The organism is Bacillota bacterium (genome assembly GCA_009711825.1).
Lineage (GTDB): Bacteria > Bacillota > Proteinivoracia > UBA4975 > VEMY01 > VEMY01.
Genome location: VEMY01000063.1, coordinates 1 through 23,632 on the forward strand (window position 1 = coordinate 1; position 23,632 = coordinate 23,632).

The following is a 23,632-nucleotide window of genomic DNA, read 5'->3' on the forward strand; positions in this document are numbered from 1 at the left end:
GCTTCACAATTGAGGACTACATCAGGAGGATGAAGGAGAAGCAGAGGAAGCACCATGCAAGGAAAGTCGAGCGTGCAAAAGAAAAAGGCCGGGAGTATTACACTCCCGACCGAGTCCGTAAAATGGAATATGCCCAAAGACTTGCAACGACTTAGTTCAAGCCGAAACACATTGGTAAGCCGTATGCCTTAGCAGGGCACGTGCGGTTTGATGAGGGGGTAGCCATGAGAGTGGTTACCCTACTCTATTTTCAACCTACAGAAAAACCAAATTTTTGTCGCATATATAATTAGGGAATTTATTGGGACAGGAATACATATTTTTTCAGCGAATTAAAAAAAGGGGGGGAGGTAGCTATGGAAATGAAAGAGGCACTGATTAAAGAAGCCAAGCAGCTGGGGTTTCCGCTCTGCGGTGTGGCCGCTCCCCGAGCGTTCCTTGATTATCCGGCGGTTAAAAAACCATATTCAAGCGATGGCCAGACTTGGCCCCAACCCTTGGAACTTGCCCCCTGGTGTCAGTCAGTAATTGTCGTCGGTCTGGCCTCTGAAGACAAGTTCCTTGACACGGTGGTTTTCAACAAAAACATACGTGCCCAGTTCTACGATGAAATGATTCAGCATCGCTTGTTTCGGCTTCGGGACTGGGTTTGTGGACAAGGACAAAAGGCAATTGTCACTGACAAACTTGCGTTTAAGCGGGCGGCAGTTTTGGCAGGTATCGGCCTGATGGGCAAAAACACCTTGATTGCCAACCCCGAATACGGTTCGAACTTACGCCTGGGCGTGTTATTGACAGATATGCAACTGTCTGCCGATACGCCACTGGACCCCTTTACACCTGAGTTATGTGGCGATTGTCGCCGATGTTTGGATATTTGTCCTGCCGGTGCCCTGGTGGATTACAAGCTGGACTTTGGCAAATGCCTGGTCCCGGCTCTTGATTTCCCCGGCCGGGAAGACGACCGGGATTTGGCGCGGCAAGTTCAACCGCTTTTGGATGAATGTAGTTATGTAGAATGCAATCTATGTCAGAAGGTGTGTCCGTTATAATCTGATCACGAGTTCTAATGGGGGTTTTAGCTTGAATCGATGGCAGAAGCTGGCAGGCGTGTTCCTAGTCTTGTTAATCGGCCCGCTTGTGATTCCAGTTCCGGCTGCTCGGGGTACTCTACCGGTGGCAGAATTGGCCAGAGCGGAGAGTAATTTTATCGAAGTTGGCGAGTATGATGTGCATTTTACCGAAGCAGGCAGTGGCGACACCAATTTCTTGTTGTTGCACGGATTGGGCGCTAATGCTTTCTCGTGGCGGCCGGTCACTGCTACCCTGGCGGAAGTGGGGACCGTTATCGCTTTTGACCGTCCCGGTTTTGGCCTCACAGAGCGACCGTTAAGCTGGGAGGGTGAAAACCCGTACAGTCTGGCGGGCCAAGTGGAGTTGGCGCTTGCTTTGCTGGATAAGTTGGAGCTGGATTCTGCGATTCTCGTCGCCCACTCTGCAGGCGCCCAGGTGGCATTGAGCTTGGCTCTCGAGCATCCGGAACGGGTTGAGGGTTTGGTGCTGGTGGCGCCAACTGTTGACACCGCTGGCGCTCCCGGCTGGTTGCGGCCGCTTCTGAACCTGCCCCAGATTAGACGCCTGGGGCCGCTACTGGTCCAGGCGCTTGCCCCCGACAACGGTGTCCCCGAACCGGGTATTGAGGCTGCCGCGGATGATTTTGGCATGCTGGGCGCCACGGCGGAGGATGCTGATGTCCCGTCGGTGTCGGCAGAAAACTGGGACCGGGGGCTGTGGGAATATACATTGGCAAGCAAAGAACATGATTTGGCCCACCGGCTTACTGATTTGGCGGTGCCGGTGCTGGTTGTGGCCGGCGACCAGGACGAGGTTGTCCCGCCGGAAGCGAGTATTTGTCTGGCCCATGAACTGGACGCCAACCTGATTGTTCTACAGGGCATCGGACATCAACCCCACGCCGAAGACCCGGCAACTTTTGTGGAGGCCGTGCTCCGCTGGGGAGGATTTGGGGAATAAACAAAAGCGCCTGCGGGCGCTTTTGTCGTTACGGTTTGATTACTCGTTCTAGGCCGGGCTGGTGGCGCTTGCCCAGCTTTTTTTTGAGCTTGCGATCTTGCTTGGAAAGGAGGACGATATCCAAATCATAGTCCTCTCCCGGATAGAGTTCTTCCCTGGTTTGTTCTAGCCTCACTCGGCGGGCGGGGATGCGCTCCCGTTCGCCTTGGACAAGAATTGTCAACACACCCTTGCCATTAGGCGGTTCTGCGACTATTCCGGATATGCCCCGGGCAGGGATGTGTACCCGGTCACCGAGGCGTAGTTTTGCAGATTCGTAACTTGTGGAAAGTTTTGTGTTTTTGTTTGCCGGGGGCGCTGTCGGCGCCTGATACTCATCCTCTAGGACAAGGCCCTGACGGCCGCCCCGTTCGCCAATATAATTTCTCGCCCGCTCAAGCACATGGGGGGCAATGCCCAAATTGCCGGCAATCCAGATGCCGTTGGACTGGCCGCCAGTGCCAATCAGCAGGCGGTAGCGGGGTTGCAGGGTTTCGGGGTCGAAATCCATGGCACCATTGAGGAAGCCGGGGTGCTGGTCGGCCAACAGTTTCAAGTCGCCGTAATGGGTGGTGGCCAAAGTGGTGGCGCCCCGATTACATAAATCTTCCAGGATGGATGCGCCCAGGGCCGCCCCTTCTAATGGGTCGGTGCCGGTGCCGATTTCGTCCATGAGTATCAGCGAGCGGGCAGTGGCCCGGTGGAGGATGTCTGCGATATTACCCATATGGGAGGAGAAGGTGGAAAGGGAATGTTCCAGGCTCTGGCCGTCGCCGATGTCGGCGAGGATTTGGTCAAAGACCGGTAAGTTGCTTGTCGGCGCCGCCGGGATGTGTAGGCCGGATTGATGCATGGCCGCCAGCAGTCCGACGGTTTTCAGGGTCACGGTCTTGCCGCCGGTGTTGGGGCCGGTGATTAACAGCGTCCGCGCCGGGAGTTTTAGCTCCAGGTTGAGGGGCACTGCTTCCTCGGCCGGGAGCAGAGGATGGCGGGCATCGGCAAGCCGGAGGCTGCCCGCTTCACCGGACTCTGCTCTGGCTGCGTTGAGGGCGCGGCTGAACTTTCCCTTGGCCATGACCAGGTCCAGGGCGGCCATGGTTTCAATATTGATCTTAAGTGCCGGGAGCTGATTGAAGGCTTCGCCGCTGAGCATGGCCAGCACCTGATATTCTTCCTCTTCTTCCTGACCCCGGAGGATGTTGAGCTGATTGGTGAGGTTGCGGATTGAGGCCGGCTCGATGAAGAGGGTGGCGCCGCTGCCGGAGCTTGCCACCACATAGCCCTGAACTTTGTTTTTGTGTTCGGACCGCACCGGCAGCACATAGCGGCCGTCCCGTTGGCTGACATAGCCATCCTGAAGATATTGATTCCAGGCCGAGAGCATTATTCTGTGGAGACTTGCCTCAATTTTTGCCTCGGTATTGCGCAGCGACTGGCGGATTTTTTTCAGGCGAGCACTGGCCTGGTCGCTGACCCGGCTGCCCTCGATGCTCAGCTCCACCAGCTCTTCAAAATCTGGAAGTGGCGTCAGGGAGCGGCTGTACGTTGCCAGAAGCGGGGCGATTGATTCTTTGGTGAGCAAATAATCCCGGGTCCGGCGGCAGCCGCGCAAGAGGTCGGCCAGGGCCAGCAACTCGCCGGCGGAGAGCACCGCTCCCCGGGCCAGCCGCTCGATAGATTCGCTGATATCTGAGAGTCCGTGCAAGGGGACATTGCCGCCCTGGTCCAGCAGGCGGCGGGCTTGGTCGGTTTCGTCCAACAGGGCGTTGACCCGGCGCGGGTCGGCGGCGGGTGTCAGCTCCAGGGCGAGGCGGCTGCCAAGCTTGCTGGTGGCGTGCTCGGCCAGCAGGTTGATAATCCTGTTATATTCCAAAGTTGCAAGTGTTTTTTTCACTACTCTGAACCTCCTTAAAATAAAAGGGAGCAACCCAAATCAAACAGGGCTGCTCCCAACAAAAAACCGCAGACCAAATGGTCCACGGCATGCGGGCATACAGATACTGTGGATATCGGTTCTTTACCTGGTCATCTGGAAAACCAAAATTAAGCCTAGCAAGAGGCCGGATCCAGATGATATAAAATTACTGCCAGTTAAAGAACCAAATCACTCAAAAAAATCACTCCTGCGTTAATAATAGCGCGCTTGCCAGGATTAGTCAAGTCGCGTCAGCATTTGTTGGATTTCGTGATCAGAAACCTGGTGGAAATCCTGATAATAATCGCTGACGGCGATAAAGCCCAGCGGGGTTTCCAGGGCGAGGGTGAAGTCGGCCTGATCTTCCAGGAGGGAGATTGCTTCCACCGATGCCACCGGCACTGCGATACCCACCGGATTTGCGCCGGCTTCCCGCAGGGCATGGACAGCTGCGGTTAAGGTGGCGCCGGTGGCGGCGCCGTCATCGGTCAACAACACCCCTTTGTTTTTCAAATCCTCCAGCTCTACCTGGTGTCCATAACGATCGCTAAGCTCGGCCAGTTTCAGCCGCGCCTCTCTTTCCATCGCCTCCGCCTCGGTGGAATCATAGCGGTCAGCCAGTTGCTGATGCACCCAGCTCGATGCATCGGTGACAGCTCCCAAGGCAACCTCCGGATTTGCAGCGTCTGCCAGTTTACGAACATTGATTAGCTTGAACGGACAGTTCAGCTGCTTGGCGATCTCCAAGCCGATTTCGATGCCGCCCCGGGGAATGCCCAGTACAATGTCGATGTCGCCGCGGTATTCTGTAACCAGAGACTGCATCTTTTGAGCAGCATCCCGGCGATTTTTAAACACTCAGCGTCAGCTCCTTTCAAATTGATTACGTGGCAGGAAATGTGAAACCTGTCGCGAACATAGAAACGAGTATGTTATTTTTTATCGTAATTATTATGTTACGACTTTTAGGAGGCAGGTACAGTGTTAAGGCGTATGCAGGATTTCCTGGGGCGAATGCATCCGGTGCGGGCGCCAGAGTACAAATCGGTTTTCAGGCAGTACCTGGAAATGCTCTGGCTGGCGCTACGGTATCGACTCTCACCAATTGAATATTATCTTTACCGGTTGGGACGCAAGGATGCAAGCCTGGCGAGCCTCTCTGATTATATAATATCTGCTGAAGCCGCCAAAAGAATTCGTCCGCGTCTAAATCCCCGGATGTGGGAGGTCGTTCTTCGAAATAAAGTCTTGTTCAACAGCCACATGCGGGCGCAGGGCTTGCCGGTGGCGAAGTTATATGGAGTGTTCCACCCCGGTTTCGGCTACACAGCGGAAGGCGGAAACCTGCGGAATATTGATGAGCTTGCGGCCCTGCTTCAAGAATTTGGACGCTTGGTATTAAAACCCCTGGACGGATTGAAGGGCCAGGGGGTGTTTATATTAGACGCTGCCGAGGGCGACAAATTGTCGACGGCACAAGCAGCGGCCCTCAACCAGGGCAACGGGTGGATTGTGGAACAGCATCTGAGGAATGAGCCGGTGCTCGCTCGCTTCAATCCTGATACGCTCAATACATGCCGGGTGGTCACCTTTTTGGATAATCAGGGAGACAGTTCGATATTGTTTGCCGTTGCCCGTTTTGGACGCCGCAAGCAACAGGTTGACAGCATGAGTACGGGCGCGGTTTCGGTTCATATCGATGTGGAAACCGGCGCCTTGGGGCAAGGAGTGATGTATCCCCAGTTCGGCGGCTGGTGTGAGCGGCATCCCGACAGCGGGCTTGAGTTTGCCGGCACAGTTATTCCCCAGTGGACTGAGCTTTTGGATGTTGTTCGGCGGGCAGCCCGTTCATTGCCATGGTGCCCTGCTATCGGCTGGGATGTGGCCGTGACTACCGAGGGGCCGGTGCTGGTGGAGGGTAACGGCCAATGGAATGTGATGACGGGCCAGGCCTTTACCGGCGGACTGCTTACCGGTACGCTGCGTCAGGAACTTAATCACCTCGGAGTTGGTAAAGGTGCATAATTACCGAAATTTGTCATAGTCTAAAGGGGGGGATAGGACATCCCCTCCTTTTTGACAACGGAGGTAATGATATGCGCGTATTGAACTTCTTTAGCCGTATGCACCCGGTTTCCGAACCGGGATATAAGCCGGTGGCCCGCCAGTACTGGGAAATGCTGTGGCTGGCCGCGCGGCACCGGTTGTCGCCTACAGAGTATTATCTTTACCAATTGGGGCGTCGGGACATGAATTTCCGCCAGCTGCGGGATTATATCATAACGGCCTTCGCGGTCAAGAAGCTGCGGCCGCGCTTAAATCCGCGGATGTGGGAAGTTGTGTTACGGAATAAAGCCCTATTTCACAGTCATATGAGTCAAAAAGGACTGCCGGTGGCGAAATTATACGGGATTTTCCATCCCGGGTTTGGCAATGACAATGCTGGCAATCCTCTGCACACACCAGAACAATTGCACCCCCTGGTTGAGCAGAGGGGGTGTGTGGTTTTGAAGCCGCTGGGCGGGTTGAAGGGGCAGCAGATTATGGTGCTCCGGGCAGGAGAGCAGTTGACGCCGGAACAAAAGCAGTCCTTGCTCGCCGGCGCCGGCTTTTTGGTGGAGGAGCATTTGCAAAATGTTCCGGAACTGGCGCAGATCAACCCTGATTCGCTCAATACCTGCCGGGTCGTTACATTTCTCGGCAGTGACGGGCAGGTGCAAATTCTCTTTGCCACCGCCCGGTTTGGGCGTAAAGGTCAGAATACCGATAACTGGAGCGCGGGCGGGATCGCGGCCGGTGTCGATGTGAATAGCGGCCGATTGGGGCCCGGGCTGCTCTTACCCCAGTTTGGCGGCGGTTGGCATCAACGCCATCCCGATTCCGGCATCTGCTTTACAGAAACTGTTATCCCTGACTGGCAGGCGGTGCGGGAATTGGCGGAGAAGGCGGCCCTGTCCTTGCCATGGTGTCGGGCAATTGGCTGGGATATTGCCGTCACGCCTGGGGGGGCGGTGCTGGTGGAAGGCAATGGCCAGTGGAACCCGGCCCTGGGCCAGGCCTTTGTCGGCGGACTGCTGACCCCAGAACTGCGCCGCGAACTGACTGCTTGCGGTTTGCGGTTTCCAGCGTAACAGGCCTCCGGGTCTGTTTTTATTTTGCAAAACGATGACATTTGTAAGGCGGGCAGGGATTTCTAAGGTCGGTGTCAAAAGAAAAGGAAAATACATACATACGGGAGGCGTAATTATGACTGACCCACGCATAGAGAAACTGGCCAAATTACTGGTCAACTATTCTCTGGGAATTGAGAAGGGCCAACACCTGATGATTCGGAGCACTGCGTTAGCCGAACCGCTGGTGGAGGCGGTTTACAAGCAAGCGATTCTGGCCGGGGCCCATGTAAGCACTAATATTGGGCTGGCGAATTTGCAGGAGATTTTTTATAAGCATGCCAGCGACGAGCAGCTGGAATATCTCCAACCACTGCAGGAGTTTGTTACCGAAAATTTTGATGCTTTCCTGGCCATCGGCGCTGATTTTAATACCAAGGCCCTGGCCGGCGTCGATCCGGCGCGAATAGCCAAAAACCGCAAGGCCACGGCCAAAAACCAAACCCGGTTCATGGAGCGGGCCGCTAAAGGTGAATTGCGCTGGTGCTATACCGAGTTTCCCACCCATGCCAGCGCCCAGGAGGCGGGACTTTCCCTCAGCGAGTTTAGCGAGTTTGTAGTTGGCGCCGGCCTCTTGCACCTGGATAACCCGGTAAGCGAATGGCAGCGAATCGACCAGGAACAGGAAAAGATTTGCCGCTGGCTGGAAGCCAAATCCCGTTTGCGGATAGTCTCGACCGATACCGATATTTCCATGTCCATCGCCGACCGCAAATGGATCAATTGCAGCGGCCGTGAGAACTTCCCCGACGGCGAGATTTTCACCGGTCCGGTGGAGGACACTGTCAACGGACATATCCGCTTCAGCTTCCCAGGTATTTATGCCGGCAAAGAAATCGAAGACATCCGCCTGGAGTTTAAAGACGGCAAAGTGGTAAATGCCAGCGCCGCCAAGGGAGAAGATTTGCTCCACGCCCTGTTGGACACCGACGAAGGCGCCCGTTATGTGGGCGAAGTCGCTGTTGGCACCAACTTCGGCATCCAGCGTTTCAGCCGCAACATGCTATTTGACGAAAAAATCGGCGGTACTGTGCACTTGGCAATCGGCGCCTCCTACCCGGAAAGCGGCGGCAAGAATGAGTCCGGCATCCACTGGGATATGCTCTGCGACATGCGCACTGGCGGCGAAATCTACGCCGATGACGAGCTGATTTACAAAGATGGTAAATTCACCATCCAACCTTAGGTCACCAGTGACGTTTCCCGCTGGCTGTGGCAAAGTGGTCACTGGTGTGGCAAATGACACAGTTGAAAATGAAGAACCGGCGTTTAGGCGCCGGTTTTTTTGTGGCATGGATTTTGCGATTATGAATGGGTGACCGGTAGAGAGGATGAATTAAAAATGAAAATTTTGTTTTCAATAGCAGGTTTTGATATTTATTTCTTTGGGTTGATGACTGGACTTGGCGTTTTGGCCGCTTACTGGCTGGTGCAAAGAGAAGCGGGACGACGGGACCTTGACGCCGAGAAGGTCACCACCGTCGGCCTGTACACCGTGCTGGGGGGGATTGTCGGCGCCCGCTTGGCGTTTATACTCTTTTACAGCCCCGGTTATTACCTGGCAAACCCGCTGGAAGTCTTTGCCGTTCATCACGGCGGGCTTTCAATCCATGGCGGCCTGCTTGGCGGCCTGCTTGTCGGTGGTCTGCTGGTCCGGAAACACAAACTGCCTTTCTGGCGTCTGGCGGATATATTCGCGCCGGCGTTGATTCTTGCCCAGGCAGTGGGGCGGATTGGCTGTGATGTTTTTGGCCGGCCGACCAGCGTGCCCTGGGCCATGCCCTTTGGTGGGCAGTTACTGCATCCCGTGCAGATCTATGAGTTCTTGCTGAATATGGCGTTATTTGCCTGGCTGTGGCGGCGTCGGAACAGTACACAGCTCCAGGGTCAGTTATTTCTCGAATACTTCGCCGGTTTTATGATCATTCGGGGAATCGTCGAGTTATTCCGGGTAAACCCCACTGTTTTTGGTTTCTTAAGTGTGTCCCATCTGTTGAGTATCGTTGGTTTGTTGGCGGTGGCGGCGGTCCACTTTTTGCTGCCCCGACCGGCGAATTTGCCCCGCTCTGGCAATGGGGACAAGTTGATCTGGTGGGGATGGCTGGCGTTATTGGTCAGCGGACCGGTTATTTATTATCTTGTGCACTTGGTGCTCTAGGGGGAGATTGATTTGAACAATATAGTGCGCCCGCTACGGGTTCTACTGGTAAGTTTTGCATTGCTTGGCTATCAGGTCGGTCTCACCCGTTATTTCTCCGCTGTGTTTTTGTATCATTACGCGTTCCTTATCACCTCGACGGCGATTCTCGCCATGGGCCTGGGTAGTTTCTGGGCTCTGCGCAAGAAGGCAGTGGGTGGAGATGTGGAACGACCAGAAAAGTTGCCCTGGTTTTTGGCCTTGGCAACGCTGATGTTTTTTGGCCTTCCTTTCATTCCCGGGTTTGTTCCCTATCTGATTGGCGCGGGACTGCCGTTTTTCGCTGCCGGCATCTGGTTTGCCCGGCTTTATGCCGCACATCACAGGCAGACAGCATATCTTTATTTCGCTGATCTCGCCGGTGCAGCCATCGCCGCCGGGCTGGCCCTCACGGTTATCGATGCCTTGAGCGTGTTTGCCATTTTCGCGTTGGCAACTGCCGCGGCAGCGGCAGCAGCTTTGCCTGCCTCCAGACGTGTAAACAGTGCTTTGGTTGCCGGACTGTTGTTGGTGGCGGTCATCACCACCACGTTTTGGGGCCCAGAGATCGACCGCAATGCGCCGGCAGTACAGGGCACACCCAATTCGGCCCTGCTACGCTCAGGCGGCGAGCTGTTGTTCAGCGCCTGGGATTCCTTTGCCCGCACCGATGTTTTCGCGGTCCCCAACCGGGAAAATGAGCTAATGGTCAGTATCGACGGCGGTTCACTTTCGGGGATGTGGCGCTATGATGGTACTCCCGAAAGCGTGGCATGGGGCGAGGAGTACATTGGTTATCTGCCCCTGGCCCTGGGGGCGCGGGAGCGGGTGCTGGTGATGGGCCCGGGGGGCGGCCGGGATGTACATCTCGCCCTGTTGGCCGGGCACAGGCAGGTGACAGGAGTGGAGATAAATCGTGGCAGCATTGAGGCCGTAGAACAGCTGGCCGATTTTGCCGGCGGTATTTATCAGCGGCCGGAGGTAGAGATTGTCGCCGGGGACGGCAGAAGCTATGTCCGTTCTTCCCAGGATAAATATGATGTCATCTATCTCTCCCAGGTGATGGCCCAATCTGCTGATGCCGCCGGCTATGCCCTGGCTGAGAATTATATCTACACCAAAGAAGCTTTCCACGATTATTTTGATAAGTTGGCGCCGGGCGGTTACTTGGGCTTTATCACCCATGACGAAGCAGATTTGTTAAAACTGATTACAACTGCGGCCGAGGTGCTAGCGGAGCGGGGAGTGTCGGAAAGCCAGTTGGACAGACATTTGGCCATTGCCTTTTCTCCCCAGCCCGGCCACGGCGATATTCCCAACCCGGCTTTGCTTGTTAAGCCGGAGCCGCTGACGGCAGTTGAGGCGGAGGCGTTTACCGATGTCGCCATTGAACACGGTCACACCATTTTACACGTGCCGGGCATGCCGGGAACTGTGGTCACGGCAATCGCCCAGGGCGAGGTGACGATTAGTGAGCTGGTGGCCGATGCCCCGTATGATATCCGTCCTGCCACTGATCTGCGCCCCTTCTTTTACAAGTTGGAACGGGGGATTCCAGCGATGTTGATCCTTCTCTTGTTTGTCAGTGGTTTGGTGGCGACAATTTTCTTCAGTACCCGGCGGACAAAAACAAATGCTTCCGTTAAGGGCTGGTTTGCCCTCCTGGGGGCCGCGTTTATGTTGGTGGAGGTGCCGCTCCTGCAATACTACACCTTGTTTATGGGCCATCCTTCCCGCAGCTTTACCGTGGTGCTGGCAGCGCTCTTACTAAGCGCCGGCCTGGGCAGCGCCCTTTCTGGTCGCTTGCGTTCCCGCCGCAACTTGCTCTATGTTCTGCCGCTGCTGCTTGTTCTCTATCCTTGGCTGCTCCCACAAGCCTTCAGTTGGTTTGCAGGTGCCGGTCTGGCGCTGCGAGTTGCCGTCACTTTCTTGAGTATTTTGCCTGTTGGCGTGTTCTTGGGAGTTCTCTTTCCCCTGAGTTTGGCGGCAATGGGTGAGCAGGGACGGGAGGAAAGTATACCTCTTGCCTGGGCGCTGAATGGAGTTATGTCGGTGGCAGGCGCAACTCTGGCAACTGTGCTGGCAATGCATTGGGGGTTCGCGGTAACCCTGTATCTGGGCGCGGCCCTGTATTTGCTGCTGATTCGCGGCCTTGGTCAGGTGATTCTGCAGGAGTAATCATTTTTTCGAAGGAGGTTAGACTATGCGCAAATGGCCCCTGATTTTACTAAGCGCAGCTTTGGTTTTGCTGTTTGTCCTTGGGTATAATCTGAGTTTCCGCTACTTTGGCCTTGGCGCGCCCACCATCTGCGGCACAGGTTGGCCCGGCCTGGCCCGCTTCACACTTTTGGCGCTGCCGTTGGCGGCATCTGCGTATCTAATCTATCGGTTGTGGAGCCGAAACCCCAGACCGTCCTGACAATTCCCGGTTATTCAGGTTATAATAGGCGAAAGGAAGGAGTGACCGGTATGGCGGCGAGAAAAAAAGATTTGTTGGCGCTGATTGTGATGCTGGTGGTTATAACAGGCCTGCACTATTTCACTGCCCATTACCGGTTGCAACTCCATGAATTTTATCGGCGGTTATACTATGTGCCGATAATCTACGCGGCTTTTCGCTTTCGGTTTCAGGGCGGGCTTGTGACATCCCTAATTGTCGCTTTGCTCTATGCGCCCCATCTCCTCCTGTATGTGGGCGCCCTGGACCTGGCGGCCCTGAATCAGGTGATGGAAATAATCCTCTTCATGACCATTGGCGTAATCACCGGTGTGTTGGTGGAGCATCAACATCGACATCAACACATGGTCACCCGCCAACTTGAGCAAATTACCGCTTTGGAAAATTACACTCATAATATTTTGGAAAGTATGGTCACAGGCGTGGCGGCTTTTGATCCCGAACTGCGTCTGATGCGGGTAAACCAGCGTCTCACCGAGCTTTTGGGTTGGGACGAATCGGCCTGTGGGCAGAGGGCAGAGCACTTGGCCACAGGTCTTGGAGATTTGCCGGACCGCTTGCAGGCGGTTCTGAAGACCGGCCATGCTATTTCCGGACTGGAGACAGAGTACTCCCATCCCGACAAAGAAGAAGAGGCGTTGCCGCTGCGCCTGCACATTCTCCCCCTGCGCTCAGTGGAGCAGAAAATCATTGGCGTTCTGTTGGTGGCCGAGGATATGCGAGATATCCGGGACTTGGAACGTCAGGTGCGCCGGGCCGACCGTCTGGCGGCAACCGGGGTGCTGGCCGCCGGGATTGCCCACGAAATCCGCAATCCCCTGGGGATTATCAAGACGATTGCCCAGACGATGCGATCAAAGCGGCAGGTGGACGGAGTGGAAAAAGAAGGTCTGGCAATTATTGAAGCGGAAGTGAACCGAGCCAGCGGCGTAATTGGCGAGTTGATGGATTTTGCCCGGCCTGTGCCCAATACCAGTGCAATCTTCAATTTCAGCGCCCTGGCGGAGGAGGTTGTGACCCTGACAGAACGCTATGCCGCGCAAAACAAGATCGAGCTCTTGCTGAGCGGAGACGCGGATCTAAAGGTGGACGGCGACCGGGAAAAACTGAAACAGGCGCTGGTAAATCTTATTTTTAACGCAATCGAAGCGCAACCGGACGGTGGCACAGTGGTTTTGCGTCTGGAGCGGACAAAGGAAGGCGTTGGGGTCAGTGTCGCCGATGCGGGCCCCGGTGTGGCGCCTGGAAACCGGGAGCGGATCTTTGATCCCTTTTACACAACCCGTGAACAGGGGACCGGCCTCGGTTTGACTTTGGTGCACCGGATTGTCACGGATCACGGCGGCACGTTAGAGGTTGGCGACAGTCCGGAAGGTGGCGCGATGTTTACAATTAAGCTGCCGGGAGGTGATGGCGATGGCGACGATTCTCGTAATTGATGATGAAAAGAATATGCGCTGGGCCCTTTCCCAGGCCTTGAGCGCAGACGGCCATAGGGTGCTCACTGCCGACGACGGCCGGGACGGCCTGGAGCAGTATGCAGAGCATCAGCCGGATTTGGTGGTCCTGGATGTAAAGATGCCGGGGTTAAACGGCATGGAAGTCTTGAAAAAGCTTAAGGAACTAGACAAAACGTTGCCGGTCCTGATGATTACCGCCCACGGCACCATTGATAACGCCATTGAGGCGATGAAAATCGGCGCCGATGACTATATAACCAAACCCTTCGAGCTGGAAACTGTGCGGGCGACAATTGCCAGGACCCTGAAGCTGGCCAGTCTGACCCGGGAAGTTGGCCTGCTGCGTCAGGAAATGCAGGCAGCTGATATTATCGGCGAGAGTCCGCAGTTTATGGCTGTGATGGAGCTGGTGGCAAAAGTTGCGCCTAGCCCGGCTACAGTGCTGATTGAGGGCGAGAGCGGTACCGGCAAGGAGCTGGTGGCCAAGGCAATCCATCGTCAAAGCCCGCGCAGTGAGGGACCGTTTATTGGTGTGAACTGCGGGGCGCTGCCAGAAAACCTCTTGGAGAGCGAGCTTTTTGGGCATGAAAAGGGCGCCTTTACCGGCGCCGTCAACCGCAAGCCGGGCCGCTTTGAGCGGGCCGACGGCGGCACTTTGTTTTTGGATGAGGTGGGCGAATTACCGCCGGCCACCCAGGTGCGCTTACTGCGGGTGTTGCAGGAGCGAGAGTTGGAACGGGTGGGCGGCACCGAGACCATCCCGGTGAATGTGCGGGTGGTGACGGCCACCAACCGCAACTTGGCGGAGATGGTTGCTGCCGGCGAGTTCCGTGAGGACTTGTTTTACCGCTTAAATGTGGTGCCGATTCATGTGCCGCCGCTGCGGGAGCGGAAAGCGGATATCCCTTTGCTCACCGAGCATTTTATAGGTAAATATTGCGCCGAGTTGGGCAAACCAGCTTTGAAAGTGACTGACGAGGTTTTAGCTGTTTTCTCAGGTTATCGCTGGCCGGGAAATATCCGGGAGCTGGAGAATGTGCTGGAGCGGGCGGTGATCCTCGCTGGCGGTTCGGAGCTGAGTACTGATTTATTGCCACAAGAGTTGTTCGCCCGGAAAGCGGCGGTCCACGCCGACTTTGAGCTGCCCGAGCAGGGCGTAAATCTGGAAGAGTTGGAAAAAAGTTTGTTGGTTCAGGCCTTACAGAAGACAGACGGCAACAAGACCAGGGCTGCGAATCTATTGGGCATCAGCCGTCATACACTGCTCTATCGTTTGAGCAAATATGATTTAAAGGATGATTAGCATGTTTAAATGGTTAAAAAAGATGCTGGAAAAACTGGCTGCGGAAAATTCCAAGGAGATGGGGAACAAGCGCCTCGACTGCTGTGATTTGAACCAGCAAGATAATAATAGTGGCCAGAAGAAAGGCTGACAGCGAGACCATTCGTCGGCGCTACGACCGGGTCGCTTTCCTCTATGACTTGGTGGAGAGTCCGATGGAAGCAATGGGTATGGCCAAGTGGCGAGAAAAACTATGGCAGCGGGCCCGGGGTCGAGTGCTGGAAATAGGCGTCGGTACAGGGAAGAATATGGCCTGGTATCCGCCGGATGCTGAAGTAACGGCGATTGATCTCAGTCCGAAGATGCTCGCCCGGGCTCGTCGTCGGGCCGAACGGGATGGGATTGATGTGAGCTTGTTGGAGATGGATGTTGAAAAACTGGGTTTTACGGATAATTATTTCGATACAGTGATTGCCACCTGTGTGTTTTGCTCTGTGCCAGATCCGGTTCGGGGCTTGAAGGAGGTGGCCAGGGTTTGCAAGCCCGACGGTCAGGTTTTGCTCCTGGAGCATGTGCGCAGTAGCGGCGCGCTCCTCGGGCCACTGATGGATTTGCTTAACCCGCTGATAGTTCGTCTCTATGGTGCCAATATCAACCGGCCGACAGCGGACAATATTCGCATGGCAGGCTTGAAAATCATCAACGAAACAAATTTCAGCCGGGACATTGTCAAAGAGTTCATTGCCACAGTATAAAGTAACCGGCCAACGGGTACGTTTCCCGGTGGCCGGTTACTTAAATTCCTGTTTGTAAGCTTCGACGAACTGGCCCAGGGCATGTTTTTGCACTTCCATGGCATCAGCCCATTCCGCCAGCAGACGACAGCCCAGAGGCGTAATTTTATAATAGCGCTTGGCTGGCCCCGCTTCGCCGGGATGCCACTCAGATGTTACATAACCCTCTTCCTCCATTCGGCGGAGGTTGCGGTAGAGGGCGGCGGTGTCAGGCTCGGCGTTGAAGCCAAAATCCCGGAGATCCTCCAGAAGCTGGTAGCCGTACGATGGACGCCGCCGCAGGCTGAGCAGCAGGCAGGGCTCGATGAACCGGTGCACCCGGCGGGGACAACGGCAGGTAATACAGTTCTTGGTCGATGTCATATTATTCCCCCCACCCGATTGTAAGCTACCATTTCCGAGTTGTCAAAAGCATTCAGCCAATATCTGCCGGGGATAGAAACCCGGTCGTTGCTGACACTATTAACCGGGCGGATGTTAGCGACTGTCGCGGCGGAGACAAACAAACGAACTGCACCCGCAACCGGTGATGACGTCGTGAAACTTCTGTCCTCCGGACAAGGGACCTGTCCCCTTGTCCGGTTATTTATTTGTCAGTTTGCGGAGCAGGATTTTCAGTTCGTCGGCAATACGGACAGAGGGACAGGTTCCTTGTCCGTAAGCTGCAGATAAGATGGCGAAATCTATACAGTTATTGACTGCGAAGGTTAATTGTATTACAAATTTACCCAAATGCTCAAGGATATTTCCGGACTGGAAACAAGGGGAGCAATCTTATGGTAAACAAAACTCAAATGCTAAAAGGGAGTCTTGAAGGATGTGTCCTCAAAAATCTCAGCGACACACCGTGTTATTCTCATGAACTGTGCGCTCTTCTCCAACAACAAGGGTTTAAAAGTATCAGCATCGGAACGCAGGGAAATGAGTAATTATAAAAAATTAAGGGCTGCCAGCAAAATAAATTGGTTTCCATTTACCAATACAGGGTTTTCTTGAACATCATCTAATTTAGATGAGAATCTGGCGAACGATGCGAGATAATCGTTGGTCCAACCAGTACATTACAAAAATAAGGCAATATGCGGTATAATGTGAATGTAGAAGTCTATAGGTTAATCATTGAAAGGCAAGTTTCGCTTATTTAGCATGATAAAGTGGAGGTGCAGATTATGGAGAAACGGGTACAGGAACAACTAGATATCATCAAAGAAATCATAATCAATACCGTGCCTGTTGAACAGATTTTTTTGTTTGGATCCCACGCGAATGGTATGTCACATGCTGAATCAGACCTCGATATATATGTTGTGATATCAGAAGATGCAGATATCCGAGAGATTGACGCAATTAAGTTAATCTATAGGGCGATTAGAGATAAAAAAGCAATGCCAGTGGATGTGGTGGTCAGTAAAAAGAATAAATTTGATCAGCGTAAATTAGCTCCTACCATTGAACGTGAAGTCGTTCAGGAGGGGATGGTGCTGTATGGATAATGTAGCACAGGCCCAGCAATGGCAAAGGTTTGCTGCCATGGACCTAAAAAGTGCGGAATATCTTCTCAACATGCATCCTGTTCCGGTTGAGGTAATCTGTTATCACTGTCAGCAATCTGCGGAAAAATACCTCAAGGGCTATCTCGTCCTCAATGGTATAAACCCTCCTAAAACACATGATTTAGATGAATTGTGCAAGAACTGTGGTAGCCTATTAGATGATTTTGCTGATATAGCTGATCATTGTTCTGATCTTAATGCTTATGGTATACAGCCCAGATATCCGATGGAAGTGTCGTTGTCAGAAACAGACATGATGCAGGCGCTGAACAGTGCGCGAGCAATCCAAAACCTCGTTCTAAATGTCGCACAAGAAATGGTTCATGAATTTAGAGAGTAGTAACATAATAGTTTGAAAGATGTTAAGCGACCAGAGCGAAAGTTCTTTGGTCGCTTAAATAATGCTCGATTATTTATTTGTCAGTTTGCGCACCAGGATTTTCAGTTCGTCTGCAACGGTGCCGACTACTATTTGCAGGGCCTCGTCTTTGCCCACCACCGGCGCCAGTTGCTCCAGGTGTGCGCGGTCCACTTTGGCGCTGTCCTGGACCGTCACCCGTAGTCGGGTGAGGCAGGAATTGATTTTGACCAGGTTTTCGGCGCCACCCAGGTCGGCGATTATTTTTTGGGCGGTCTCGTGATCGGCCTTGATGTCTGCCTGGGTTTCGGTTGCCAGGCGGCCGGGGGTGGCGAGGTTTAACTTCTTGATCAGCCAGGTGAAGAGTAGGTAATAAATAAGTCCGTAGGCAATGCCCAGGGGCAAGAGCAGCCAGGGCCGCTCAGCAAGATGCAGGTTGAGGACATACTCCAGTATCCCCGCCGAGGAGCCAAAGCCGTGGCGGAAGCCCAGCAGCTGCCCGAGCCAGAAGGCCGACCCGGTGAGCAGGACATGGACACCATAGAGCAATGGCGCGGTAAACAGAAACGCGAATTCCACCGGCTCGGTGATGCCGGTGAGGATGCTGGTAGCCGCAGCGGCAATCAGCAGTCCCTTGACCTTGAGGCGCTGGGTGGGCCGGGCGGCCCGGTACATGGCGAGGCAGGCGGCCGGGAGGGCAAAGAGCTTGATTGGATAGGCGCCGGCGAGGAAAAATCCTGCGGCCGGGTCGCCGGCGAGAAAGCGGAAGACTTCCCCCCGGACCAAGACGCCGCTGATGGTCTCGAACTCGCCCATCACCGCCAGGACAAAGGCATTGAGCACATGGTGCATACCGATGGGCAAGAGCAGCCGTTCCAACGCGCCGTAGATGCCAATGCCGATGCCGCCGGCAGACTGAATCCACTGACCGGCAGCCTGAATGCCCGAATCAAGAATGGGCCAAATTAGCGCCAAGGCGCCGCCCACCAGTACACTGGCCAGGGCGGCGATGATTGGCACAAACCGCCGGCCGCCAAAAAAGCTCAGCCAGGGATGAAGGCGGATCGTATGGAAGCGGTTGTAGAGCAGGGCCGCAGTGAGGGCGGCGGCGATGCCCGCCAGTATCCCCATCTCGGCCTCGATGCCGGCAATGCCGGTGATGATTACATAACTGATGACAGCGGTAAACCCGGCGATGCTGGCGTCGTCGGCGAGACCGATGGCAAGGCCGACGGCAAAGATTAAGCCGATGTTTTCAATGATAAAGGCGCCAGCGCCATCCAAGGCGCCCCCTGTTACGGCAAAGACCTGATGGACTGCCTCCAGCTCCAGGAGCAAATTACCCAGCGCCAGCAGTAAGGCAGCGGCCGGCAAAACAGCTATCGGTGTCATGGCAGCGGAACCGAACTTCTGCATTCCCTTGGCCATAGCAAAAACCCTCCCCACAATCATTTTCTGTATTAATTGTCTGTTGGGAGGGTAATTCCTGCTTTAGACAGGACCAAAGCAGGGAAAAATGATAAAATGATGGAAGCTTGGCCTTAGGATTCCGCCTGCTCTTCGGCTGTGGGCGGCACAAATGTATGGATGTTATGCAGGCTGCGGAAGGCCTCGGCGTAGCGGAAGGGAGAGCCAAAGGCGGTGGTCCGGGCTAGGCGCCGGACCAGCATCTTAGTCATCCTAATTCCGCCCCGCAATTGACTGCGGTGGCTGCAGACCGCCCGGACCTTGATATTGATTACACCACTGATATCCACCAATTGGGAGGCTTTGGCGCTGCCGTAAAGGCAAATCATGGCGTCGGAGTCCAGTTCGCCGGCGGCGTGAACCACCGCCTCACCCAGGGCAATGTGGTCGGGATGTCTGAGCCAGGGATGGTAGTGCAGCGGATCAAAGGCAAAAACCAATTGCGGGTTCTCTTCTTCCCAGATTGATTTCACCCGGGCGAGCAGTTTGTCCTGGTCTTTTAATTCCATATCGGGAAAGTGGAGGAACTTGATATCATCGTAACCGAGGATGCTGCTGGCGAGCTTTTGTTCCCGTTGGCGCCGGGGGGCGAGGTTTTGCATGTTTACCCCCTTTTCGCCGTCGGTGGCGTCAACTACGGTGATGGGACTGCCCAATTGATGGAGGCGGCGCAGGGTGCCGCCGGCCAGCAGTTCCACATCATCGGGATGGGCAGTGAACACCAGCACCCTTTGCCCACCCTGGAGAATGATTCTGCCCGCCTCTTGGGCATCGTTGATTTTGGGCGGCGAAAGTTTACGGGCCTGCCAGAGTACATAGGCGCCACCGGCGGCAACCAATGTGCCGGCGGCCGAAAGCAATATTTTATATTTTCTATCCATGAGCAAACCTCCTCACAACATAGTTTTTCTGTTTGCGGAGGCATTTAATCAGAATTGGTGTCACGTTTTTGTGGTTTGGCGCGTCTATTGAGGGGAAGGGGGGCTGAGTTTGGAATGGAGCCAGGTTGTCCAGAAATTTTGCCAGGGCGATGATGATGCCTATTGCATCATTTATCAGCGCTATTTTGATGATATCTATAATTATGTCTGCTATTCGGTGGGCCACGCCAATGCAGAAGATGTGGCCCAGGAGATCTTCGTCAAGGTCTATAAGGCCCGGGAGCAGTTCCGCGGCGACAGCGAGCTGAAAACCTGGATCTTTGGGATTGCCCGGCGTCAGATCAGTGACTGGTTCCGGCGCCGGCGAATGTTGCCTTCCAATTGGCTTAGCGAGAGCATCCCCGACCTGGCGCCGGGACCGGACGAACGCGTGTATATCAAGGAGCAGGTGCGAGAAGTGCTGGAGCGCTTAGCAAACATGGGCTTCCGCAACCGCTCGATAGTTGTTCTGCGGGTAATGTATAATTTTTCCACCAAGGAAGTCGCAACTATTATGGGCCTCAGCGAGGCCAATGTGCGAACTATCCTTTATCGGAGTCTGAAGGCATTGCGCATCGAAATGAATTCTCAGCTCATGGGAGGTGTCAGGTGAAATGAAGAGGGAAATGAACCGGGAATCCCTGTCGGTGGATTTGCCTCGTTTTCATGCCGAGTATGCCACCCGAGAGCGGATCTTGAAAAATGTTCTTACTCCGCGGCAAAAAAACATCCAGCGCTGGCTGCGACCTGCCTTGGGTTTGACAGCTGCTGTTGTCCTGATACTCCTTTTTGTCTTGCCGCAAACGGGCCCGGAAATTGATCCCCTGAGTCCGGGCCACGTCGCCAACCAGACCGATTTGGCTGCCGCCTGGCAAGCTTTCCGAACAGCGGAGGGCCTCCCGGAGACAGCCCGCTTACTGGACCTGACCCTGCAGGTCAGTCCTGATGGCACAGAGTATGAAATGACAATAGCCGCTGTCCAAGATGACCAGTGGCGCGAGTTTATCCGGGACAGCGCCGGACACTGGCACGCTGAGGGGGGTATCGCCAACTTGCCGCCGTCGCCGCCGGTGTCTGTTCTCGAAACTATCGACAGTTTAACCTTGCTGGCCCTGCTGCCCAACCCAAGAGAGCCGGGAACAATTACCCTGGATTTGAGCGTAATCGGCCAGAACACCTTCGACGAACCGACGTTTTTGCTGGACCCGGCCCGGGATGAGCACGAATTGTCCCTGGAACAGCGGTATATCGAGATTTACGGAGACTATGTCGGGCTCACCGCGCAACAGGCAGAGGCCAGCCTGAATTACCTGGTGACCGCTGAACCCGACAGCTATAAACTACTTGATTTGCGCCGGTTGTTCGCTGTTTTGGAGGAGCGCTTGGATGTGCGGCAAGTATATAGCTTTGAACGGGCCGACGGGATGTGGCGGATCGAGGCGCTGCTACCCCAGGGGCGGTCGCTGATTTGGGCCGAGGGGGAAAGCGAGTTTTTCCTGACGGTGGAATTGCCTGAGGATAAACGGACCAAACCGGATGCAGTGGCAGATATAATCCGCGCCGACACCGGCCTGGAAGTTGTGGATGTGGGTCAGTATGATCGGGGTTTGTGGCCGGTCTCTGTCCTGATCGGCGGTCAAACCCACCTGCTCCAGGTCGCTGACTATGACGGGACAATCGTCTGGCGCAGCAGCGATTTGTTTGGCTACAGCCGGGACGGGGAACGCCTCTGGCATCACGACAACCGCAGGGTATGGGTTTATGATCAGCCAGAATCCCAGACAGTTTACGTTTCCCAGGGGGAGATCAGCGATATCCAGGGCTTAGGTGACTGGCTGCTGGTGGAGGAAATCCGCGGACAGGAGCTGACGCTGACTCTGTTGGACGACGGGGAGGTTGTGGAGCGTTGGAACCTAAGCGAGCCGTTGCTTCAGCGACAGCAGTTCAGCGAGTTTGGCGTCTGGCATCTCCTGACCTATGGCCCCAAAAGCGGCGACTTGATTTGGGGAGAGGAGGCGGCCCTGGAAATCCGTGGGGCCGAGCTTTGGCTGCACACCCGGGGCCAAGAGCAATTGACAGCGAGCTTTGACGGCGATTTGTTAGCTGCTGCCTGGTACAATTCACGGTTGGCGGCAGTTGCGGAACAAACTGACACTGGGGTCACGGTTAAGCTAATATCTGTAAGCTCCAGCCAGTCTGCCCCTTACAATATACTGAGTTTGGAGGCAGACATAGTGCGACTAGCTGAAGCGGAAGGGTTGTTGGTTACCGCAGTCTGCGGTGACAGGGTAGAGGTTCTGCATTGGCAGCAAAGCGGCTCCCAAATTCTTTCTGATGTTCAAACCGCTTATCCGCATGTGTTTATGGACTCGGTCGAGTACAGCGGCAAGTTCCTGCTCTACCGTCGGGATACAAACCGCAGTCGGGTTGAGCTTATCAGTCCGGAAGGGGAGTTAATCGGGCTCAGTCTCGATGCGGCAACGCCTGTATGGCTGGACGAATCTACCTTGGGCCTCGTCACAAATCGCGGGGTAGAGCGGGTAGATGTAGATAAACTGTTCCAGTAGTATGCTAGCGGCCTGAATTGGGGCCGCTAGTTTTTTTCTTGCATCTTACCCATCGCTTGCGTTAGGATAAAACTGGGATGCAGATTATGGATAACCGGGGGCGCAGGCAGATATTCGTCGACCTAGGTGGCATAATATTGAAAACTGAGCCGGAGGTTTGCCCGTGGAAAGAATATGCCCGGTCTGCAACGGCCTGCAGGGCGCCAGAAGATTTTGCCCCTATTGTGGCGGCAATTTGGAAGACAGGGGCGCGCTTCAGGAGTTTGTCGATGATTACAGCCCCTATCTCAGTCAACAGTTGGGTGAGGATTTGTCGGGAGGGGACGAATGTGTCCATCTCTACTATTGTCCGCGTTGCCAGGAAGATGTACGGCTGCGGATTACAATGTGGACGTTATAAGGAGGAGGGTGTAAATGTCTGAACAAAGGTATAAAGAAGGACTGCGGGTCACCTGGATTGGCATGTTCATCAACGTCCTGTTGATGGCCCTAAAGGCCGTTGCCGGCATCATTGCCGGTAGTACTGCCATGGTTGCCGACGCTTTTCACTCCGCTTCGGATATCGCCGGCAGTGTTGTCGTGCTTGGCGGTTTGAAACTGGCCAGTCAGCCCCCGGATGCCGGACACCATTACGGCCATGCCAAGCTTGAATCAGTGGTGGCAAAGCTGATTGCAATTCTCTTAATCCTCACCGGCGCCGGCATCGGCTGGTCTGCCATCGGGGTGTTGCGCACTGGCGATTACTCGGCGCCTGGAACATTGGCTTTGTACGCGGCAGTGCTTTCGATAGTATTCAAAGAAGGAATGTACCAGTACACAATCCGGGTAGGTAAGCGAATCCGTTCCAGTGCCGTTATTGCCGACGCCTGGCATCATCGTACCGACGGGTTGTCCTCGGTGGCCGCCTTGATTGGAGTTGGCGGAGCAATTCTTGGTTACCCGTTCCTGGATCCGGTGGCCGGCCTGGTAGTGGCTGCGATGATTGGCTACAGCGGTATCCGCATTTACATAGACGCCGTCCGGGAGCTGATCGATACCGCCCCGGATAAAGAAACGGTGCAGAAAATCGGGGACACTGCCCTCTCAGTGGAAGGGGTGCGCAGCGTCCACGAGGTGAAGGCCCGTTTCAACGGTCCGCGAATCCTGGTTGATTTAAAGCTCTGTGTTGATCCTGAGATTACTGTCCAGCGCGGCCATGACATCGGGAAGTTGGCCAAGGAAAAAATTATCGACACAGTGGAAGAGGTTGAAGATGTGTTGGTGCACGTCAATCCCTGTGACAAGGAGGGTGAAGCTTACACCCCTTTTGAATGTAAGTTATGTGGGAACCGGGAGCGCTTGGGCTGGCAGCACAATTTTGTTCCCGGAGAAAAGGAGGGAGAGCGATGAAACCGGTATTTTTTTGGTATCCCGGCTGAACCACTGCCCGGAAAGCCTGG

23 protein-coding genes are annotated in these 23,632 nt (G+C 54.7%); 18 read left to right on the top strand and 5 right to left on the bottom strand.

Features of this window, described 5'->3' with window-relative positions:
- Window positions 1-356: 356 nt before the first annotated feature.
- Together FH749_14685 and FH749_14690 are read left to right on the top strand one after the other, a co-directional pair.
- On the top strand, window positions 357-1,052 hold the full coding sequence (locus FH749_14685; GenBank protein ID MTI96695.1) for an epoxyqueuosine reductase: 696 nt from the start codon (window positions 357-359) through the stop codon (window positions 1,050-1,052).
- Window positions 1,024-2,034 carry an alpha/beta hydrolase gene (locus FH749_14690; protein ID MTI96696.1) on the top strand — a complete coding sequence of 337 codons (1,011 nt, stop codon included), beginning with the start codon at window positions 1,024-1,026 and terminating at the stop codon, window positions 2,032-2,034. The genes FH749_14685 and FH749_14690 overlap by 29 nt, the downstream gene beginning before the upstream one ends.
- Before the next feature lie 28 nt (window positions 2,035-2,062).
- On the opposite strand, the gene FH749_14695 is transcribed toward FH749_14690, so the two are convergent.
- The gene (locus FH749_14695; GenBank protein MTI96697.1) at window positions 2,063-3,967 is read right to left on the bottom strand and encodes an endonuclease MutS2; all 1,905 of its coding nucleotides are present in this window, start codon (window positions 3,965-3,967) and stop codon (window positions 2,063-2,065) included.
- A 258-nt stretch (window positions 3,968-4,225) separates the two neighbouring features.
- Window positions 4,226-4,846, bottom strand: coding sequence for a phosphoribosyltransferase (locus tag FH749_14700; GenBank protein ID MTI96698.1), 621 nt, complete (start codon window positions 4,844-4,846; stop codon window positions 4,226-4,228).
- Between the two features lie 123 nt (window positions 4,847-4,969).
- Here FH749_14700 and FH749_14705 point away from each other — a divergent pair, with 123 nt between their 5' ends.
- The 9 genes from FH749_14705 (at window position 4,970) to FH749_14745 (ending at window position 15,289) form a co-directional block, all read left to right on the top strand.
- On the top strand, window positions 4,970-6,013 hold the full coding sequence (locus tag FH749_14705) for a hypothetical protein (GenBank protein ID MTI96699.1): 1,044 nt from the start codon (window positions 4,970-4,972) through the stop codon (window positions 6,011-6,013).
- A 71-nt stretch (window positions 6,014-6,084) separates the two neighbouring features.
- Entirely contained in the window at window positions 6,085-7,119 is a 1,035-nt protein-coding gene (locus FH749_14710) for a hypothetical protein (protein ID MTI96700.1), read from the top strand.
- A gap of 115 nt (window positions 7,120-7,234) precedes the next feature.
- On the top strand, window positions 7,235-8,344 hold the full coding sequence (locus FH749_14715; GenBank protein ID MTI96701.1) for an aminopeptidase: 1,110 nt from the start codon (window positions 7,235-7,237) through the stop codon (window positions 8,342-8,344).
- A 156-nt stretch (window positions 8,345-8,500) separates the two neighbouring features.
- Entirely contained in the window at window positions 8,501-9,316 is an 816-nt protein-coding gene (lgt, locus tag FH749_14720) for a prolipoprotein diacylglyceryl transferase (protein MTI96702.1), read from the top strand.
- A 12-nt stretch (window positions 9,317-9,328) separates the two neighbouring features.
- Window positions 9,329-11,512 carry a methyltransferase domain-containing protein gene (locus FH749_14725; protein MTI96703.1) on the top strand — a complete coding sequence of 728 codons (2,184 nt, stop codon included), beginning with the start codon at window positions 9,329-9,331 and terminating at the stop codon, window positions 11,510-11,512.
- A 25-nt stretch (window positions 11,513-11,537) separates the two neighbouring features.
- Window positions 11,538-11,753: a hypothetical protein gene (locus FH749_14730; GenBank protein MTI96704.1), complete on the top strand. Its 216-nt coding sequence runs from the start codon at window positions 11,538-11,540 to the stop codon at window positions 11,751-11,753.
- A gap of 50 nt (window positions 11,754-11,803) precedes the next feature.
- On the top strand, window positions 11,804-13,231 hold the full coding sequence (locus FH749_14735) for a PAS domain-containing protein (GenBank protein ID MTI96705.1): 1,428 nt from the start codon (window positions 11,804-11,806) through the stop codon (window positions 13,229-13,231).
- The gene (locus FH749_14740) at window positions 13,209-14,555 is read left to right on the top strand and encodes a sigma-54-dependent Fis family transcriptional regulator (protein ID MTI96706.1); all 1,347 of its coding nucleotides are present in this window, start codon (window positions 13,209-13,211) and stop codon (window positions 14,553-14,555) included. Before FH749_14735 ends, FH749_14740 begins: the two co-directional genes overlap by 23 nt.
- 110 nt (window positions 14,556-14,665) lie before the next feature.
- Window positions 14,666-15,289, top strand: coding sequence for a class I SAM-dependent methyltransferase (locus tag FH749_14745; GenBank protein MTI96707.1), 624 nt, complete (start codon window positions 14,666-14,668; stop codon window positions 15,287-15,289).
- A gap of 36 nt (window positions 15,290-15,325) precedes the next feature.
- Here FH749_14745 and FH749_14750 read toward each other — a convergent pair whose 3' ends face one another.
- The gene (locus tag FH749_14750; GenBank protein ID MTI96708.1) at window positions 15,326-15,691 is read right to left on the bottom strand and encodes a PadR family transcriptional regulator; all 366 of its coding nucleotides are present in this window, start codon (window positions 15,689-15,691) and stop codon (window positions 15,326-15,328) included.
- Between the two features lie 413 nt (window positions 15,692-16,104).
- Between FH749_14750 and FH749_14755 the strand changes: the two genes are divergently transcribed.
- The 3 genes from FH749_14755 to FH749_14765 all read left to right on the top strand — a co-directional run bounded on the left by FH749_14755 (window position 16,105) and on the right by FH749_14765 (window position 17,221).
- Window positions 16,105-16,257, top strand: coding sequence for a transcriptional regulator (locus tag FH749_14755; GenBank protein ID MTI96709.1), 153 nt, complete (start codon window positions 16,105-16,107; stop codon window positions 16,255-16,257).
- A 240-nt stretch (window positions 16,258-16,497) separates the two neighbouring features.
- Window positions 16,498-16,821 carry a nucleotidyltransferase domain-containing protein gene (locus FH749_14760; protein ID MTI96710.1) on the top strand — a complete coding sequence of 108 codons (324 nt, stop codon included), beginning with the start codon at window positions 16,498-16,500 and terminating at the stop codon, window positions 16,819-16,821.
- Window positions 16,814-17,221: a HEPN domain-containing protein gene (locus FH749_14765; protein ID MTI96711.1), complete on the top strand. Its 408-nt coding sequence runs from the start codon at window positions 16,814-16,816 to the stop codon at window positions 17,219-17,221. Before FH749_14760 ends, FH749_14765 begins: the two co-directional genes overlap by 8 nt.
- 69 nt (window positions 17,222-17,290) lie before the next feature.
- On the opposite strand, the gene FH749_14770 is transcribed toward FH749_14765, so the two are convergent.
- Both FH749_14770 and FH749_14775 read right to left on the bottom strand, forming a co-directional pair.
- Window positions 17,291-18,691 carry a PTS sugar transporter gene (locus FH749_14770; protein ID MTI96712.1) on the bottom strand — a complete coding sequence of 467 codons (1,401 nt, stop codon included), beginning with the start codon at window positions 18,689-18,691 and terminating at the stop codon, window positions 17,291-17,293.
- 89 nt (window positions 18,692-18,780) lie between these two features.
- Window positions 18,781-19,587, bottom strand: coding sequence for a PIG-L family deacetylase (locus tag FH749_14775; protein ID MTI96713.1), 807 nt, complete (start codon window positions 19,585-19,587; stop codon window positions 18,781-18,783).
- 103 nt (window positions 19,588-19,690) lie between these two features.
- Here FH749_14775 and FH749_14780 point away from each other — a divergent pair, with 103 nt between their 5' ends.
- From FH749_14780 to FH749_14795, 4 genes are all read left to right on the top strand, one after another.
- Window positions 19,691-20,239, top strand: a complete 549-nt coding sequence (locus FH749_14780) for an RNA polymerase sigma factor (GenBank protein MTI96714.1) — start codon at window positions 19,691-19,693, stop codon at window positions 20,237-20,239.
- Between the two features lies 1 nt (window position 20,240).
- Window positions 20,241-22,193, top strand: coding sequence for a hypothetical protein (locus tag FH749_14785; protein MTI96715.1), 1,953 nt, complete (start codon window positions 20,241-20,243; stop codon window positions 22,191-22,193).
- A gap of 163 nt (window positions 22,194-22,356) precedes the next feature.
- Window positions 22,357-22,593: a hypothetical protein gene (locus tag FH749_14790; GenBank protein MTI96716.1), complete on the top strand. Its 237-nt coding sequence runs from the start codon at window positions 22,357-22,359 to the stop codon at window positions 22,591-22,593.
- A 14-nt stretch (window positions 22,594-22,607) separates the two neighbouring features.
- Window positions 22,608-23,582, top strand: a complete 975-nt coding sequence (locus FH749_14795) for a cation transporter (GenBank protein MTI96717.1) — start codon at window positions 22,608-22,610, stop codon at window positions 23,580-23,582.
- Window positions 23,583-23,632 lie beyond the last annotated feature (50 nt).

Excerpts from the sequence above, each read along its gene's own strand:
- FH749_14685 (MTI96695.1), top strand. The coding sequence starts at position 357 with ATGGAAATGAAAGAGGCACTGATTAAAGAAGCCAAGCAGCTGGGGTTT.
- FH749_14710 (MTI96700.1), top strand. The coding sequence starts at position 6,085 with ATGCGCGTATTGAACTTCTTTAGCCGTATGCACCCGGTTTCCGAACCG.
- FH749_14715 (MTI96701.1), top strand. The coding sequence starts at position 7,235 with ATGACTGACCCACGCATAGAGAAACTGGCCAAATTACTGGTCAACTAT.
- lgt (MTI96702.1), top strand. The coding sequence starts at position 8,501 with ATGAAAATTTTGTTTTCAATAGCAGGTTTTGATATTTATTTCTTTGGG.
- FH749_14730 (MTI96704.1), top strand. The coding sequence starts at position 11,538 with ATGCGCAAATGGCCCCTGATTTTACTAAGCGCAGCTTTGGTTTTGCTG.
- FH749_14735 (MTI96705.1), top strand. The coding sequence starts at position 11,804 with ATGGCGGCGAGAAAAAAAGATTTGTTGGCGCTGATTGTGATGCTGGTG.
- FH749_14740 (MTI96706.1), top strand. The coding sequence starts at position 13,209 with ATGGCGACGATTCTCGTAATTGATGATGAAAAGAATATGCGCTGGGCC.
- FH749_14750 (MTI96708.1), bottom strand. The coding sequence starts at position 15,691 with ATGACATCGACCAAGAACTGTATTACCTGCCGTTGTCCCCGCCGGGTG.
- FH749_14755 (MTI96709.1), top strand. The coding sequence starts at position 16,105 with ATGGTAAACAAAACTCAAATGCTAAAAGGGAGTCTTGAAGGATGTGTC.
- FH749_14760 (MTI96710.1), top strand. The coding sequence starts at position 16,498 with ATGGAGAAACGGGTACAGGAACAACTAGATATCATCAAAGAAATCATA.
- FH749_14765 (MTI96711.1), top strand. The coding sequence starts at position 16,814 with ATGGATAATGTAGCACAGGCCCAGCAATGGCAAAGGTTTGCTGCCATG.
- FH749_14770 (MTI96712.1), bottom strand. The coding sequence starts at position 18,691 with ATGATTGTGGGGAGGGTTTTTGCTATGGCCAAGGGAATGCAGAAGTTC.
- FH749_14775 (MTI96713.1), bottom strand. The coding sequence starts at position 19,587 with ATGGATAGAAAATATAAAATATTGCTTTCGGCCGCCGGCACATTGGTT.
- FH749_14785 (MTI96715.1), top strand. The coding sequence starts at position 20,241 with ATGAAGAGGGAAATGAACCGGGAATCCCTGTCGGTGGATTTGCCTCGT.
- FH749_14795 (MTI96717.1), top strand. The coding sequence starts at position 22,608 with ATGTCTGAACAAAGGTATAAAGAAGGACTGCGGGTCACCTGGATTGGC.